Here is a 15,266-nt window from a genome sequence, read left to right on the forward strand (position 1 = left end):
TTGCAAATTGAGTATTTTTACTCATTCTTGTATTTTATTGATAAATATTTGTTTGAAATTAATTATTTTGAAATATTATTCTGTGGCTTTGCCTTTCTGGCAAATTTTACTTTTAACTTTATAACCATAAATTATGCACTTGGCTACCTATAATTCATTCTAAAGTATTGCTAGAAACAAATGTACTTAACTATTTATACTCATAAAATATGCAATCGAAGCTAACACTTGTGGGGGCAGGTCCGGGCGACAGCGAACTGATTACACTAAAGGCGATTAAAGCTCTGCAAGGGGCAGATGTTGTTTTATATGATGCTTTAGCTAATGATTCATTTCTTGAATATGCACCTAGTCACGCTGTTAAAATAAATGTAGGTAAACGTAAAGGTCAACACTCTTTTAAGCAAGATGAAATTAATAAATTGATTGTTGACTCTGCTCTAGAACACGGGCATGTAGTACGATTAAAAGGGGGTGACCCTTTTGTGTTTGGTCGTGGATATGAAGAATTAGAATACGCAAAAAAATTCGATATTGCTACTGAAGTTATTCCAGGTGTATCTAGTTCGATTGGCGTGGCAGCTAGCGTACAAATTCCAATTACTCATCGAGATATTGCACGCAGTTTTTGGGTAGTTACAGGCCATACAAACGATGGAAGTTTACCTCTTGATATTGATTTGGCTGCACAATCATCGGCTACAGTGGTTATTCTGATGGGAATGAGCAAACTTCAAGAAATTCTTGGAATTTTTGATAAACACGGAAAGTCAACAACACCAATTGCCATTATTCAAAATGGCACAATGGAAAATCAGAAATCAGTTTTTGGGCGAATTTGTGATATTAACTCAAAAGTAAATGAATCACAAGTGACGAATCCTGCTGTGATTATAATTGGTGAAGTAGTTTCTCTACACCCTGAATATCTTGAACAATATGTAGCTGAATTGACTAAACAATAATAGTAGCTATATCTTAAACAAAACGTGCCATACCTCAGAAAGTATGGCACGTTTTGTTTTATATGACATAAAGTTTTTTGAATTATTCTTGATTGCTCACAACTAGATTTCCTCTAATTTAAAAAAATAAGATTAGAATTTGAAAAGTGAACAATAATTAAAATTTAGGTGGAAAATGGCTTTTAAAGGAAAATAAAATTGAATTTATCTAAAAGTAGGTTTTAAAATTGCATAAAATTTGAATTAAAATTGTAAAAATTTAAAAAATAGGTTACATGAATTTTTGATTGTAAAACATTATTTGATACATTTAAAGAAGCAAACTAAAAAATTTGAGTATAAATAATCAACTATTTTTCTAATAGTTATATGAATCATAAAATTGGAAGTGAGTATTAAACTATTTTGTATAAAACGTGAAAGAAAACACCAAAACAACTGCATGTAGTGTCATAGTAGAAGTGGGGGCTTCTATTGGCACCAAAAGAAAAACCGACCAGACATGGGGGTGTCGAAGTCGGTAAGTGAATCATAATACCTAATTGTTAGTTTATAATTCAATTCAAAAAAAATGAAAAAAAAACTATTTAACAAGCTTGCTCTTATAATTTAGTTTTTCTAAATATTCCATTCTCGGTTAGATTTTATTTGTATGAGTATAGAGGTTTATGAATCATTTATAAACTTATTCTATTTATCAGAAAATTATTCAAATTTGTTTAGCGGTAAAATTTTACTTCTTTAAAATTCTTTGGCATAGATTTTCGTTAGTTTTGTGGATAAAATAGTTGACGAATTGAGTGAACTATCTAATTTCAAACAAACAAAACCATGCTTAAGAATTTTATTCTTTTACTACTTTTCCCAATCTTTTCGTTTGCACAAAAAACAGTTGGTTTTTCGATACCTGACAGTACCGATATTTTTGTAGAATATGGAGATGGGCACATCCTAAAAAAGGCCGAAGAATTGATTGGAAATACTGATGCACAAGCATTTTTAAAGGAGTTTCATAAAAAATTCCCCAATACATTTGATAAAGATATTCGATACGTTCATTTGATTTCATCGAATGTAGATGATTGGGAAATGACGCTTTATGATGAGCGTAAAAGTCAGCTTAATTTCCTAAAAAATTATTCAAATTTATCAAAACTTAATCCTGAATTTCAATCTTTGGTAGAAGCCAATATTAAATGGAATTATTGGCATTTATTGCTTGCTTACTCAATTATTCGTAGCAATATTGATACAAAACTCACACGGGTCGTTTCGCTTCCTGCGGTTATGACCGAAGAACTCGACCCTTCAAAAGTTAATGACGAGAAACTCATGATGGTAGAAAGCTACCGTAATTTCTTGCCTTTTTTTGTCACCTACTTCAACTCTCAGGAACAAAAATTTATCAAATACACCGACCAAGTCAAAGCCATTGCTGATAAAGGTAATTATGCTCAGAAATACCTCAAAGGTCAGGTTTTAGATTATACTTTAGCTAAATTATTGTATGATAATTGTGGCAAAATTACGGCTTCTTCGGCCAAGTTTTGGATTAGTCAGATTGCTGCCAACGATTATCGAAATATGCTACTTGAACATTGTAAAGAAACCCTGAGCAAAAAAGAAGAAGTAGCTTCAAAGAAAGAAAATAACAAGGTTAAACAAACACATGAAGAAGGCGACTCCCCAATTTTGATTGGCCTTGATGGTAAGCAATTCGATTTTACTAAATACAAAGGAAAAGTGGTGTATGTAGATTTTTGGGCAAGCTGGTGCGGCCCTTGTCGTGCAGAGTTTCCATTTTCAAAAAAAATGCATAATGGTTTAACCGAAAAACAAAAGAAGAAAATTGTTTTTCTATACGTTTCGATTGATGAAGACCTTAATAATTGGAAAGAGGCTGTTGAAAAATTAAAACTTAATAATGGAGACCACGGACTTTCGGAAGGTGGTTGGGTTTCGGGAGTGACTCGAAAATACCAAATTAATAGCATTCCACGTTATATGATTATTGATAAAAATGGCACGATTATCAATGCAAATGCACCTCGTCCGAGTAGTCCTGAAACTTTAGATTTACTTTTGAAGTTATTGGACTAAAGATTTCTTTCATTGGCTAAAGATTAAAATACTTTAGATTTTTGAAAATATTTTTCTCGAAAACATACTTGATAATCAGAAACCAATAATTTTGTGTTCAATAAAATAAATTTTTGATTTAAGACCGAAACACGACAATGTTTAAATATATTCTTATACTTTTTTTATTGATTGCCTTTGTACCAGGTATCCGTAGTTTTTTATTTGAACTTTTGGTGGGTCGTCAGATTGCCAAAGAGCAAAAACGCTACAATGATTTTATGGAGAAAGAGCGTGGTAAGGAAGGAGAAGTTAAAGTGAAGTCAACTGGTACTAATCAGAAAGGTAAAGATTTTGATGGTGGTCAGTATGTTGATTATGAAGAAGTTAAGTAACATTTTTCGATTGTTCAAAAAATGCAAAAAAAATATTTAAAACCTGCTTCACTGCCAAACCAAGTAAGTTTGGCAGTTTTAGTTTTACGCCTAAGCTTTGGTTTTTTGATGATTCCACATGGCTTTGATAAATTTCAAGAATTTTTAGCAGGGCATCATGATTTTCCTGACCCTCTGCATGTTTCTCCTGTAGTATCGCAGATACTTACTGTATTTGCAGAATTTATATGTTCTACATTGCTCATATTAGGTTTATTTACCCGTCCGGCATTGATAATTTTACTTGGTTGCATGAGTATCATTGCTTTCAAGATTCACGGCTCTGACCCACTTGGTGATAAGGAACATGCTCTTTTATATTTATTCGGCTATCTCAGCATATTCATTACCGGTGCTGGAAAATACTCGCTTGATTCCAAACTTTTTAAGTAAAATTCATCAAAGAAATTTCTTTATATAAGAAGGAATAATCAGGTAATTTTCATCTGAATTGCTGATATGTTTATTTTGAGTGATAAGTATGCTTAAAACGATTAGGAATTGACTATAAGCATAAAAAAAGAAGCTTGCATAAGACATCAAAATATTTTCGATATTTAAAAAGACCACACACGCATAGAAAATATCTGATAAAACCCTGAATAAAACTGATGCTAATGCCAGTTTTTTGTAGGTTTGATTCGTGTCTAAATAAAGAGCATTAAGTATAAAAAGGTAGGTAAAAATCGAATAAAAGACTCCTGAAAAATAAACGTACTCTTTGTTAAGTGTTGAGCTAGTAATAACAATAGAGAAGAAAGCACTTGGAATAATTGGTATTAGAAATTTCCATAAGTCACTTTTATCTGAGTATATGATTAGTTTTCCTTCTAAGCGAATCAAGTAATATATAATTATATTATTTAATAAAGAAAGACTTATCTGTATAGTAATTCCGAGGTCTCCAAAATTAGCATAAGTAAAAACATCACTTAAAAAACCTCCAAAGCACATTAGATATATTATTATATCAATGTTACTAAATTTCCAATTTCTTGTAAATCCATATAGTAAAAATAAAATAGGCATTACTAATCCATAACCAGTAGATACGAGCGGTCTAAAATTGAAAAAATATCCTATGAATGTAAGCACTAAGCTTAAATGGAAAGTTAGTTTCAGGTAAGAGTTCATAAGTAATAGCTAAATAGGTAAAAGTACAGCAATTTTTCAAGTAAGGTTCATAATATAAACTATTGAGGAAGAAATATGTTATGAATGTAAAAAAAAATCATTAAAAACTAATAAAACGAGTATAATATTTTTAATGCTTAAAATCGCTTATAATCCAATTTATCGCCACCCATTACCCGAAGGCCATCGTTTCCCGATGATGAAATATGAGTTAATTCCTGAGCAATTATTGTATGAAGGGACGTGCACCGAAGAAAATTTCTTTTCGCCAACGGTAGTTGATAAACGTTGGGTTTTGGGTGTTCATAATGAGCAGTATTTCAACGATTTACTAAACCTCAGCATTGACCCAAAAATGGAACGTAGGATTGGTTTTCCTATTTCAGAAATGTTGGTGAAGCGAGAGCTTATCATTACTCAAGGCACGATAGATTGCTGTCATTATGCCTTGCAATATGGCATTTCGATGAATATCGCGGGCGGCACGCATCATGCTTATTCCGATAAGGGCGAAGGTTTTTGCTTACTGAATGATGTAGCAGTAGCAGCCAATTATTTGCTTGAAAATCAAATAGTTAAAAAAGTTTTAGTCATTGATTTAGATGTACATCAAGGCAATGGAACGGCAGAGATATTTCAGCAAGAGCCGAGAGTTTTTACATTTTCTATGCACGGGAAAGAAAATTATCCACTCAAAAAAGAAATATCAGATTTAGACATTGAACTACCAACTTATTGTAAAGATGAAGATTATCTAAACATTTTGTATGATACCTTGCCACGTTTAATTGAAGTGGAAAAGCCTGAATTTTTGTTCTACATTTCGGGCGTTGATATTTTGGCTTCTGATAAATTGGGCAAATTGAGTGTTTCGATGGAAGGGTGTCGACGTCGAGATGAGTTTGTTTTCGAACAAGCCATTAAACACAAATTACCCATTGTTGTTTCGATGGGAGGAGGCTATTCACCCCGAATCGCTGATATTGTAGAGGCTCATTGTAATACTTATCGTTTGGCCGAACGAATGTACTTCTAAAAAATCATGCTCATTTGGTGTAGATTTAAAGTATTGTTGTTGATAACTGCTTAAATTAGTATCATTATTCGAACCTAACGATGAGCTTAGTACAAAACCACTTCATTGGCTACTTTTTTCATGAAAAAAATGACCTTTGGCAAACGGTAATTTCTTTAAGAAGTAGTTTTTCTGAAGCTATTTATATTACTGATGAACACACCATTTCTGAAGCCAAAACCAATCTTAACGATATACAGATTGAGGTAATGTCTTCGGATGATATTGCTTTGCGTGAGCAAGTAGTGAGAGCCAAACCGGTTATTTCTTCATTACAAGATAAAATTAAAGAGTTTTTACCTGAGCAGCTTGTCATTTTTATTGAAATGACTTGGGCTGTACGAACGCCATCAGGAGATATTTATCTACGAGAATTTCATGAAGCATTTCAGGTGTTTCTAACGCAATTTCCTACAACTATTGTTTGTTTGTATAATGAGTCTATTTTGCTCGATGAGCAACTAATGTTGTCTTTAAATTCACATCCTTATATATATGCGGGCAATGAATACATTGAAAATCCCTATTATTTACCGCCAAACATTCTGCAAAAAAATCAAATTAAACTACGCTTTAATTATCGCTTAAATAAACTAATTCCCGAACGCAAAGCATTTTCAAATCAAATTGCCGAGGTATCGCAAGAAGATAAAAGTGACTATCCACTTCAAAAAACTTTTTCTTCGCCCATTGCTCAAACCAATGAAGGACGCTGGAAAATTAGGTGTTTGGGTGAATTGCGTATTCGTCGAGAAAATGGTGAGCTAATCGAGTGGAATACTAAAGCGGGTTCTACTCGAAAACTAAAAACACTGTTTGCTTTTTTGCTCATTCGTGGCGACCGTGGGGCAAGTACCGAAGAATTAGCAGATTTACTTTGGCCAAATGCTGATAGTACCGACCAAGCCGTTAATCGACTTTATCATGCTATTCGATATTTGAGGCTCATTTTAGAAGGCGAAAAGGCCGAAAAACAAAAATCTGCTTTTATTACTCATCAAGGTTCGCATTATTACCTGCGTTTGCCCTACGATAGTTGGATTGATTTACCAATGTTTCAGGAATTATGTTTTAAAGGCAACCAGCATTTAAAAGAAAATAACCTCGAACAAGTGAAAATTTGTTATGAGTCGGCCGAGCGTCTTTATACAGGCGATTTATTCAATGATATTCCCCAAAAATATATTGATAATAACGAAAACGACTGGCTGTGGAGTAAGCGTTTTTGGTATCGTGAAATGTATCATAAATTATTGTATAGCCTTGCCAATATTAATCGCCAATTGGGTAACCTTGCTTTATCTATCAAATATTGTGATAAAGTTTTGGCCGAAGACCCAAGTCTTGAGGCTGCCCACCGAGAAAAACTCCTTTCCTTAGCTGCTTCCCAACGCTTCGATGCTTTGCATCGCCAATATCGAATTTACTGCGAATCACTCAAAAAATTCAATCTCGGACAACCTTCTGAAGATATGCGAAAGCTTTATTTGAATCTTTCAAGAAAAAATTAAAATATTACCAATAAAACCAAAGAAAAACCAAAGATTAGGTTTTTAAGTTTGTTACGGAATCAATTAAAAAACAAAATAAGTACATGAACACTGCGATTGGATGTCCGTATCATAAAGTGAGCGAATCGTTTAAACCTTTCGACCTCACCAATCCTTTTCCGTTCTACAAACAGGCACGAGAAGAAGAACCTATTTTTTTTAGCGAAGAACTTGGTTATTATGTTGTAACCCGTTTTCAAGATATTAAAGAAATCTTTGGTAATTGGAAAGTATTTACTTCTGAAAATGCTCAGTCGCCTTTCAAACCTATCGCTCCAAAAGCTAAAGCATTAATGGAAGAGGGAGGCCTTATCGGACTATCGGGCCTATCGGGTAGAATTCCACCTGACCATACTCGTATCCGTCGCATTGTGAGCATGGCATTTAATGTGGGACGTTTCCGCAAACTTGAGCCAAAAATCAGAGAGTTGGCAATTAATATGATTGAAGATTTTGCGGCAAAAGGTAAAACCAACATTATTAAAGACTTAGCTTATGATTTACCTGCTTATGTCATTTTTATGTTACTGGGAGTTCCAAACGAGGAAGTACAACAAGTAAAAAGTTGGGCCGAAAGCCGTTTATTGCTCACTTGGGGCGATTTATCGGAAGATGACCAATTGATGCACGCTCAAAATATGGTGAAATATTGGAATTATTGCCAAGGATTAGTAGCCAAACGTAAAGAAAACCCAACTGATGACCTCCCAGGTGATTTAGTTCGCTATCAAGCTGAGGGTTATGAGATTTCTGACCGTGAGATTGCAGCTATGTGTTATAGTGCTTTATTTGCTGGCCACGAAACAACAACTTCTTTGTTGGGAAATGGTATCAGAGAATTATTGATTCACCGTAAAAGTTGGGAATCTCTTTGCACAAATCATGAAATGATTCCTAATGCAGTTGAAGAAGTACTACGTTATAGCCCTTCTATTGTCTCGTGGAGACGCCGCTCAACCGAAGAAGCAACGGTGGGTGGAATTACGATTCCAGCAGGTTCAAATATCCTTCTGGTGATGGGTTCGGGGAATAGAGATGAGGCTCAATTTGAGAATGGAGAAGACTTTGATATCGAAAGAAAGAATGCCAATCAGCACCTTTCAATGGGAAGTGGCATTCATTTCTGCTTAGGAGCACCACTGGCTAAATTAGAAGCTAAAGTTGTTTTAGAAGAACTTACTAAACGCTTACCGTCGCTTCGCCTAACACCTGAACAAACTTTTGCTTTTGCACAAAATACCTCTTTTAGAGCTCCAGTAGCTCTCGAAGTAGAATGGGATGTATAAACCCTAAAATATACAATCAAACCTAATAAACGTAAACGTCCTTCGTCATTCAACATGAAATATACCTTGTTTTTTAATCAAGCTCAACCTTCAGACTACCAATATTTAGGTGGAAAAGGAGCAAGTTTAGCGAGTATGAGTGTAGCAAATATGCCTGTACCAGTTGGTTTTTGCGTAACTACACACGCTTATGAGCAGTTTTTAGATGCTTCAGGTTTAAAGCATGAAATTATGCAAATGGTTGAGTCGATAGATTTTAACCAAGTAGATGAGCTTGACCGAGTATCTGCTACCATCAGAGAGATGTTCATGAAAATGGCAATTCCAGCCGAAATTCAAGAATCTATCAAAAATACATACGCAGAACTATGTATTTTATGTAGTTATGAAAATGATTTACCCGTGGCGGTTCGTTCGAGTGCTACCGCAGAGGATTTACCCGATGCAAGTTTTGCTGGGCAACAAGATACTTACTTGTGGATTGTTGGTGAAAATGAAGTGCTTGAACATGTAAGAAGATGTTGGGCTAGTTTATTTACTTCAAGAGCAATTAATTATCGAAAAGACCAAAAAATTGCCGAAGATGAAGTATTAATGTGCGTAGTTATCCAAAAAATGGTGAATGCTCGTACGGCAGGGGTAGCTATGACGCTTAATCCGACCAATGGCGACCGCTCGAAAATTGTGATTGATTCTGCTTGGGGACTTGGAGAGGCTGTAGTTTCGGGCGAGGTAACACCTGATAATTTTATTGTAGATAAAATTATGCTTCAAGTGATAAAAAGCAATATTCAAAATAAGCACATTGAGCATGTTCCTGATAGAGAAAATCGCAAAGTTTTAACTCGAGAAATTACAGATGAACGAGCAACACAGGCGAGTATCAATGAGACAGAAATCAAAGAGCTTTGCCGAATTGCTAAGTTAATTGAAAAACACTATGGTTGCCCGCAAGATATTGAATGGGCGATTGATGCCGACCTCCCTGTTGGACATAATTTTACATTACTTCAAAGTCGCCCCGAAACGGTTTGGTCACAAAAGAAGGTCGAAAACACTGGAATTAAGATGGGGATGGAGGGTATATTGAATACTTTAATGAATCCTATTAGTGCAAAAAAATAAGTACACCAAAACCTAATATTAAACAATGTCAAAAAAGTTCATCAGCCCCTACGACCACAAAGCTCCTGCTGGAGCCGAAGGTTGGAAAGAATTGTATCCCTATTACATGGTTTTTCAAGATAACTTGAAAGAAACCGAAGAAAATAAGTTCTTTTTTTGCGACTCACAACACTGGCCAAATGTTTTCAAACCATTTGATGCAATTACCGTTGAGTTTGCGGTAAAATGTTTAGGTCAATATAATACTCGTCAATGGTTGATTCCACCAGCAAATGGTATTGACTTTAAGATTCATAACGGTTATTGCTACATGAGTCCAGTAGGGGTTGCTCCCGAACTTATCGGCGACCGTGTGCCACAATTTTTAGAAAGAGCAGGTTTTTATTTTCAAAATTGGAATACGCTCCTTGATAATTGGCACGTAAAAGTAAAGGGTGTGATTGATGAAATGGAAGCTGTGAAATTTGAACCACTTCCAGAAGTGATTGATATTGAATGGGTTAAGAACGGTGTAGGCCTCGACCCAACTTACCATTTGATTCAGAATTATGATAAAATGATAGACCTTTGCTATAAAACTTGGATGTATCACTTCGAGTTCTTAAACTTAGGTTATGCGGCATACCTTGATTTCTTTGGTTTTTGTAAAGAAACTTTCCCTGGTATTCCTGACCTTTCAATTGCTAAGATGGTGCAAGGAGTAGAAGTTGACCTTTTCAGACCAGATGAAGAGTTAAGAAAGTTATCGAAATTAGCTCTTGAATTAAAACTGACAGATATTATTTCAAGCAATAGTCTTGATGCTGCTTTAGTGGCATTGGGTGCATCAGCCGAAGGAAAACAATGGATTGAAGCGTGGGAAAATGCCAAATATCCTTGGTTTAACTTTACTACTGGAAATGGTTTTTATTCTACAGATAAATATTGGATTGAAAATCTTGATATTCCATTTGGGTATATTCAAGACTACGTAAGCCGCTTAGTAAATGGTGAAAATATCGACCGTCCAACTGAAGAAATCGCAGCCGAAAGAGATAGAATTACAGAAGAATACCGTGACTCGATTCCGAGTGCCGAAGCACAAGCGGCTTTCGATGGCAAATTAGGTTTAGCTCGTGTGGTATTCCCGTACGTTGAAAACCATAATTTCTATATCGAACACTGGGCGATGTGTGTTTTCTGGAGAAAAATGCGTGAATTGAGTAGTGTATTCGTACAAACTGGTTTCTACGATGACATCTACGATATGTTCTATTTCCGTAGAGAAGAAATTCACCAATTATTATTCGATTATGGTCGTGGTTGGGCGATGGGTGTGCCTTCAATTGGCCCAGACTACTTGCCAAACGAAATTGCTCGCCGTAAGAAAATTGTTGATGCTCTCTCGACCGCTGCTCCAAAACCAGCTTTCAATGAGCCACCAGCAGTTGTTACCGAGCCATTCACAATCATGCTTTGGGGTATTACAACCGATAGCGTTCAGAGTTGGCTCAATAGCGGTGAAACTTCTAATCAGCTGAAAGGAATGGCTGCTTCGGCTGGAAAAGTAGAGGGTATCGCAAGAGTAATCAATAGTCCAGAAGAGTTAGGGCAGTTACAATTAGGCGAAATCTTAGTTACTCGCGTAACAGCTCCAAGTTGGGCTCCAGTTTTTGGTAAAATCAAGGCTACTGTAACCGATATTGGTGGAATGATGTCGCACGCAGCTATCGTTTGTCGTGAGTATGGCTTACCTGCCGTTACGGGTACAGGCTCAGCAAGTACGACTATCAAAACAGGTGATTTGATTGAAGTAAACGGTTCAACTGGTGAAGTTGTTATCTTAAAAGCAGCATAAAGTTTTATTAACGAGTTGCGGACTCCAGAAAAGTCCGCAACTCGAAACCTTCAAAAACCATGAATAAACACCTTCAAGTTTATAAGGCTGCCGAAAAATACATGCGTGTTCGAAAAAACGATGTACATATACCACTTTCGTACAAATATGCCTTGAAACTCATAGAAAAATATCCAAATGCCGATGCCGATTTAGCGGCTATTTCAATAATCTTACACGACATTGGTTGGTATTCGATTGACGAAGACGATATTTTCAAAAAAGGTTTTCAATCTGAAAACTTCATGCAAAGTGATGTCAGATACTTGCACGAGTCAGAAGGAGTAAGGTTATCGACTGAACTACTAAAAGATTTAGGGTATTCTGAAGAGTTTATTCAGAAAGTAGCTGCAATAATTGATGGCCATGATACAAGAAATTTCTCCAAATCATTAGAAGATGAAATTGTGAGAGATGCCGATAAACTTTGGCGATTTACCGTAACGGGTGTAAGTGTTGCATGCGATTGGTTCAAACAAACGCCATCGAGATACTGTAATCGCCTCGAAACCGATATTATTCCGCAATTACACTTACCCGAATCGATTGAAATGGCTAAGGCAGATTTAGCCGAAACTCGCAAAGAACTTTTGTGCGATGTAATCTAATGACGATAAAGTTTATTAATTGAAAATTCAAATGCAAGTCATAGAAGTCATAAATCCTTGCAATGGTGAGGTGGTGGGAGTATGCCCAAGAGCGACCGAAAACGATGCTGCCAAAAGCATTGAAGCCGCTCATGAAGCATTCAAGAAATGGAAAAAAGTTTCGGTAGCGGAGCGTGTAAAACTACAGCATAAAGCTGCCGAAGGCATGCGAAAACACGCCGAAGAGTTAGCCCAAATCATTGCTAATGAATTGGGAAGACCAATCGCTGGCTGCTTGACAGAAATAAGTAGAAGTGCAGATTTGCTTGATTTTTACGCCGAAGAAGGCCTTCGATTAAAAGGAGAAATTCCACTGCATAATATTGAAGGCGAAAAAGCACTGATTATCAGAGAACCAATTGGGGTGGTAGTTTCAATTACCCCATTTAATTATCCGATAACCTTGCTTACCATGAAATTGGGAGCTGCTTTGGTTGCTGGCTGCACGGTTGTGGCAAAACCTTCGGAAGATACCCCACTTTCTACGGTTCGTTTGGGGCAAATTTTCGAAGAAGTGGGTTATCCTGAAAATGTTTTTAAAGTCATAACAGGTTATGGTCACGAAATTGGGCATACGCTAATCGAACACCCTTTAGTGTCAAAAATTGCTTTCACGGGTGGAACAAATACAGGTAAGCGAATTGGTCAAGCAGCGGCCGCACATAATAAGCGAATCACTTTAGAGTTAGGTGGGCAATCGCCAGCCGTTGTTTGTGCAGATGCCAATATTGAAGTAGCTGCGGCGGCTATTGTTCGACACGGCTTTGCTAATAGCGGACAATTCTGCTATCGTGTCAACCGAGTTTATGTGCATGCGTCTATTTATGAATTATTTGTTGATAAAATGGTTGAGTTAGCTCAGAAACTTACGCTCGGAAGTCCATTTTCGGGTTGCGATATGGGGCCAATTATCAACCAAAAAATCTATCAGAATAGCGAAGTACAAGTAGCCGATGCTCTCGAAAAAGGGGCAAGCATTCGCACGGGTGGAAAAAGGCTTACGGGCGAATTGTATGATAAAGGCTGGTTCTTTCCACCAACAATCGTCGCTGATGCAAACCATTCGATGAAAGTAATGACCGAAGAAACCTTCGGACCCGTAATAGGAGTAATGCCATTTAATTCCAACGATGAAGCGATTACTTTAGCCAATGATTCAGAATATGGTTTGGCTGCTTATGTTTTCTCTGAAAACTTGGCTATTGCTTTACGTATGGCAGAATCATTTGAAGCAGGTTCGGTTTGGATAAATAACATTCACCGAAGCTACCACGATGTGCCATTTGGAGGTGTCAAACAGAGTGGAATGGGAAGAGAAAAAGGGAGGTACGGTATTGAAGCCTACACCGAATTGAAGACAATTTATCTGAATTATTGATATGAGAAAGCAAGACGAAGCAATTTGGGAAGTAGCTAAAACCCATCTAAATGTGCGGAATAATGATGAACACACCTTGTTTTCGTATTTGTTGGCTCAAAAAATAGCAGAAAATTATCCTGAATCTGATATTGAAATTATTTTGCCAGCCATTTTATTACACGATACTGGTTGGTCTAAAATTCCGAAAGATAAACTTTTCAATGCTTTTGGTCCTAATAATAAATATCCAGAATTAACCCGTCAACATGAATTTGAAAGTGTTGCAATTGCACGTCAAGTTTTACCCGAATTAGGTTTTTCTAATCATCAAATAGAAGAAATAACGTCTCTCATTGATGGGCATGATACAACAAAAAATGCTCGCTCGCTCAATGATGCTATTCATAAAGATGCCGATAAATTATGGCGATATACGCCTCATGGAAATCGGATAATAGGAGAGTGGTTTGAGATTGAACAGGCTGAGGTTTTAGAGATTCTCGAAAACTTTGTTTTACCTACATTCTTAACCGATTTTGGACGAAAACAGGCAATTGTCTTTTTAGAAACTGCCAAATTAAACCTTAATCTGAAAAAGTACTTATGTTGAATTTGAAAGATAAAGTAGTAATCATCACTGGTGCTGCGGGAGGACTCGGCAAAGCATTTGCTTTGGCATTTGCCAATGAAGGAGCAAAAGTAGCTGTTTGTGATAAAAACATAAAAGGTGCTACCGAAACCGCCCAAGAAATCGGTAAAGATGCCATCGCTATCGAAGTAGATGTAGCAAATGAGGCATCTACCAAAGCAATGGCACATGTAGTGGCCGATAAGTTTGAGAAAATAGATGTATTAGTCAATAATGCGGCTATTTATGCGACCATTCAACGCAAACCCTTTTACGAAATTTCAGAAGAAGAGTGGGATTTGGTGTTGAACGTAAACCTTAAAGGTGTTTGGATGGTATCGAAAGCGGTTTTCCCATTCATGAAAGCTGCTAATGCTGGTAAAATCATCAATATTTCGTCGGCAACGGTTATGAGTGGCTCGCCACAGTGGTCACATTATGTGGCATCGAAAGGAGGAGTCATTGGTTTTACTCGCTCGATGGCCAAAGAAGTTGGCGATTTTAATATCAATGTAAATGCCATTGCTCCAGGTTTTACGCTAACCGATGCCAGTTTATCGCTTATCGAAAATGCCCAAAAATATGGTGTTGACCGAGGAGCAATCAAACGCTCATCTTCGGCCGAGGATATTGTAGGAACTGCCCTTTATTTAGCTTCATCTGCTTCTGATTTTGTCACAGGACAAACAATCGTAGTAGATGGTGGAAAACAATTTATCTAACACTCTCTTTCCTCCGAAGGGAGCATCAATCAAAATTCTCCATCGGAGGTGGAGACCTTGAAATATGCCAGTAATAACTTATATCGAAAATAACGGAAATCAACGCCAAGTTGAATTGCCAATGGGAGCTTCAATTATGGAAGGAGCTATACAAAATGATGTCAAAGGAATTGTCGCCGAATGCGGTGGTTCGTGTATGTGTGCCACTTGCCACGTGTACGTTGATGAACAATTCATTGATTTACTTCCAGAAATGCAAGAAGAGGAAGATGAAATGCTCGAAGCTGCCAATGCTCCACGTCAGGCAAATAGTCGTTTAGGTTGTCAAGTAAGAGTAACAAAAGCCATGGATGGTTTAGTTGTGCGTATTCCAGAAAGACAATAA

15 protein-coding genes are annotated in these 15,266 nt (G+C 36.6%); 14 read left to right on the forward strand and 1 reads right to left on the reverse strand.

Annotation, left to right across the window (positions count from 1 at the left end; translation table 11 throughout):
* The first annotated feature begins 209 nt into the window (after positions 1-209).
* The 4 genes from cobA to EMTOL_RS14535 all read left to right on the forward strand — a co-directional run bounded on the left by cobA (position 210) and on the right by EMTOL_RS14535 (position 3,871).
* Positions 210-965 carry a uroporphyrinogen-III C-methyltransferase gene (gene cobA / locus EMTOL_RS14520; protein ID WP_015030061.1) on the forward strand — a complete coding sequence of 252 codons (756 nt, stop codon included), beginning with the start codon at positions 210-212 and terminating at the stop codon, positions 963-965.
* An 831-nt stretch (positions 966-1,796) separates the two neighbouring features.
* The gene (locus EMTOL_RS21850; protein ID WP_015030062.1) at positions 1,797-3,065 is read left to right on the forward strand and encodes a TlpA family protein disulfide reductase; all 1,269 of its coding nucleotides are present in this window, start codon (positions 1,797-1,799) and stop codon (positions 3,063-3,065) included.
* Between the two features lie 137 nt (positions 3,066-3,202).
* The gene (locus EMTOL_RS14530; RefSeq protein ID WP_015030063.1) at positions 3,203-3,439 is read left to right on the forward strand and encodes a hypothetical protein; all 237 of its coding nucleotides are present in this window, start codon (positions 3,203-3,205) and stop codon (positions 3,437-3,439) included.
* 21 nt (positions 3,440-3,460) lie between these two features.
* Positions 3,461-3,871: a DoxX family protein gene (locus EMTOL_RS14535; protein ID WP_015030064.1), complete on the forward strand. Its 411-nt coding sequence runs from the start codon at positions 3,461-3,463 to the stop codon at positions 3,869-3,871.
* Positions 3,872-3,877: 6 nt separating this feature from the next.
* Here EMTOL_RS14535 and EMTOL_RS14540 read toward each other — a convergent pair whose 3' ends face one another.
* On the reverse strand, positions 3,878-4,612 hold the full coding sequence (locus EMTOL_RS14540; protein WP_015030065.1) for a hypothetical protein: 735 nt from the start codon (positions 4,610-4,612) through the stop codon (positions 3,878-3,880).
* 133 nt (positions 4,613-4,745) lie between these two features.
* On the opposite strand from EMTOL_RS14540, the gene EMTOL_RS14545 reads away from it, so the two are divergent.
* The 10 genes from EMTOL_RS14545 to EMTOL_RS14590 all read left to right on the forward strand — a co-directional run bounded on the left by EMTOL_RS14545 (position 4,746) and on the right by EMTOL_RS14590 (position 15,266).
* Positions 4,746-5,648, forward strand: coding sequence for a histone deacetylase family protein (locus EMTOL_RS14545; protein ID WP_015030066.1), 903 nt, complete (start codon positions 4,746-4,748; stop codon positions 5,646-5,648).
* Positions 5,649-5,728: 80 nt separating this feature from the next.
* A complete protein-coding gene (locus tag EMTOL_RS14550) occupies positions 5,729-7,198 on the forward strand; it encodes an AfsR/SARP family transcriptional regulator (protein ID WP_015030067.1) in 1,470 nt (489 codons plus the stop codon).
* Positions 7,199-7,281: 83 nt separating this feature from the next.
* Complete coding sequence (locus EMTOL_RS14555) at positions 7,282-8,523, forward strand: cytochrome P450 (RefSeq protein WP_015030068.1); 1,242 nt, start codon at positions 7,282-7,284, stop codon at positions 8,521-8,523.
* A gap of 54 nt (positions 8,524-8,577) precedes the next feature.
* Complete coding sequence (locus EMTOL_RS14560; RefSeq protein ID WP_015030069.1) at positions 8,578-9,648, forward strand: PEP/pyruvate-binding domain-containing protein; 1,071 nt, start codon at positions 8,578-8,580, stop codon at positions 9,646-9,648.
* 25 nt (positions 9,649-9,673) lie between these two features.
* Complete coding sequence (locus EMTOL_RS14565; RefSeq protein WP_015030070.1) at positions 9,674-11,485, forward strand: PEP-utilizing enzyme; 1,812 nt, start codon at positions 9,674-9,676, stop codon at positions 11,483-11,485.
* A 59-nt stretch (positions 11,486-11,544) separates the two neighbouring features.
* Positions 11,545-12,132: an HD domain-containing protein gene (locus EMTOL_RS14570; RefSeq protein ID WP_015030071.1), complete on the forward strand. Its 588-nt coding sequence runs from the start codon at positions 11,545-11,547 to the stop codon at positions 12,130-12,132.
* 31 nt (positions 12,133-12,163) lie between these two features.
* Positions 12,164-13,549, forward strand: a complete 1,386-nt coding sequence (locus EMTOL_RS14575; RefSeq protein WP_052315431.1) for an aldehyde dehydrogenase family protein — start codon at positions 12,164-12,166, stop codon at positions 13,547-13,549.
* Position 13,550: 1 nt separating this feature from the next.
* Positions 13,551-14,141: an HD domain-containing protein gene (locus EMTOL_RS14580; RefSeq protein WP_015030073.1), complete on the forward strand. Its 591-nt coding sequence runs from the start codon at positions 13,551-13,553 to the stop codon at positions 14,139-14,141.
* Complete coding sequence (locus EMTOL_RS14585) at positions 14,135-14,881, forward strand: SDR family NAD(P)-dependent oxidoreductase (protein ID WP_015030074.1); 747 nt, start codon at positions 14,135-14,137, stop codon at positions 14,879-14,881. Before EMTOL_RS14580 ends, EMTOL_RS14585 begins: the two co-directional genes overlap by 7 nt.
* A 64-nt stretch (positions 14,882-14,945) precedes the next feature.
* Positions 14,946-15,266, forward strand: a complete 321-nt coding sequence (locus tag EMTOL_RS14590) for a 2Fe-2S iron-sulfur cluster-binding protein (RefSeq protein WP_015030075.1) — start codon at positions 14,946-14,948, stop codon at positions 15,264-15,266.

It is taken from the genome of Emticicia oligotrophica DSM 17448, assembly GCF_000263195.1.
Classification (GTDB): domain Bacteria; phylum Bacteroidota; class Bacteroidia; order Cytophagales; family Spirosomataceae; genus Emticicia; species Emticicia oligotrophica.

Bases quoted from the DNA above. Each gene is read 5' to 3' on its own strand.
- cobA (WP_015030061.1), top strand. From the start codon at position 210: ATGCAATCGAAGCTAACACTTGTGGGGGCAGGTCCGGGCGACAGCGAA.
- EMTOL_RS21850 (WP_015030062.1), top strand. From the start codon at position 1,797: ATGCTTAAGAATTTTATTCTTTTACTACTTTTCCCAATCTTTTCGTTT.
- EMTOL_RS14530 (WP_015030063.1), top strand. From the start codon at position 3,203: ATGTTTAAATATATTCTTATACTTTTTTTATTGATTGCCTTTGTACCA.
- EMTOL_RS14535 (WP_015030064.1), top strand. From the start codon at position 3,461: ATGCAAAAAAAATATTTAAAACCTGCTTCACTGCCAAACCAAGTAAGT.
- EMTOL_RS14540 (WP_015030065.1), bottom strand. From the start codon at position 4,612: ATGAACTCTTACCTGAAACTAACTTTCCATTTAAGCTTAGTGCTTACA.
- EMTOL_RS14545 (WP_015030066.1), top strand. From the start codon at position 4,746: ATGCTTAAAATCGCTTATAATCCAATTTATCGCCACCCATTACCCGAA.
- EMTOL_RS14550 (WP_015030067.1), top strand. From the start codon at position 5,729: ATGAGCTTAGTACAAAACCACTTCATTGGCTACTTTTTTCATGAAAAA.
- EMTOL_RS14555 (WP_015030068.1), top strand. From the start codon at position 7,282: ATGAACACTGCGATTGGATGTCCGTATCATAAAGTGAGCGAATCGTTT.
- EMTOL_RS14560 (WP_015030069.1), top strand. From the start codon at position 8,578: ATGAAATATACCTTGTTTTTTAATCAAGCTCAACCTTCAGACTACCAA.
- EMTOL_RS14565 (WP_015030070.1), top strand. From the start codon at position 9,674: ATGTCAAAAAAGTTCATCAGCCCCTACGACCACAAAGCTCCTGCTGGA.
- EMTOL_RS14570 (WP_015030071.1), top strand. From the start codon at position 11,545: ATGAATAAACACCTTCAAGTTTATAAGGCTGCCGAAAAATACATGCGT.
- EMTOL_RS14575 (WP_052315431.1), top strand. From the start codon at position 12,164: ATGCAAGTCATAGAAGTCATAAATCCTTGCAATGGTGAGGTGGTGGGA.
- EMTOL_RS14580 (WP_015030073.1), top strand. From the start codon at position 13,551: ATGAGAAAGCAAGACGAAGCAATTTGGGAAGTAGCTAAAACCCATCTA.
- EMTOL_RS14585 (WP_015030074.1), top strand. From the start codon at position 14,135: ATGTTGAATTTGAAAGATAAAGTAGTAATCATCACTGGTGCTGCGGGA.
- EMTOL_RS14590 (WP_015030075.1), top strand. From the start codon at position 14,946: ATGCCAGTAATAACTTATATCGAAAATAACGGAAATCAACGCCAAGTT.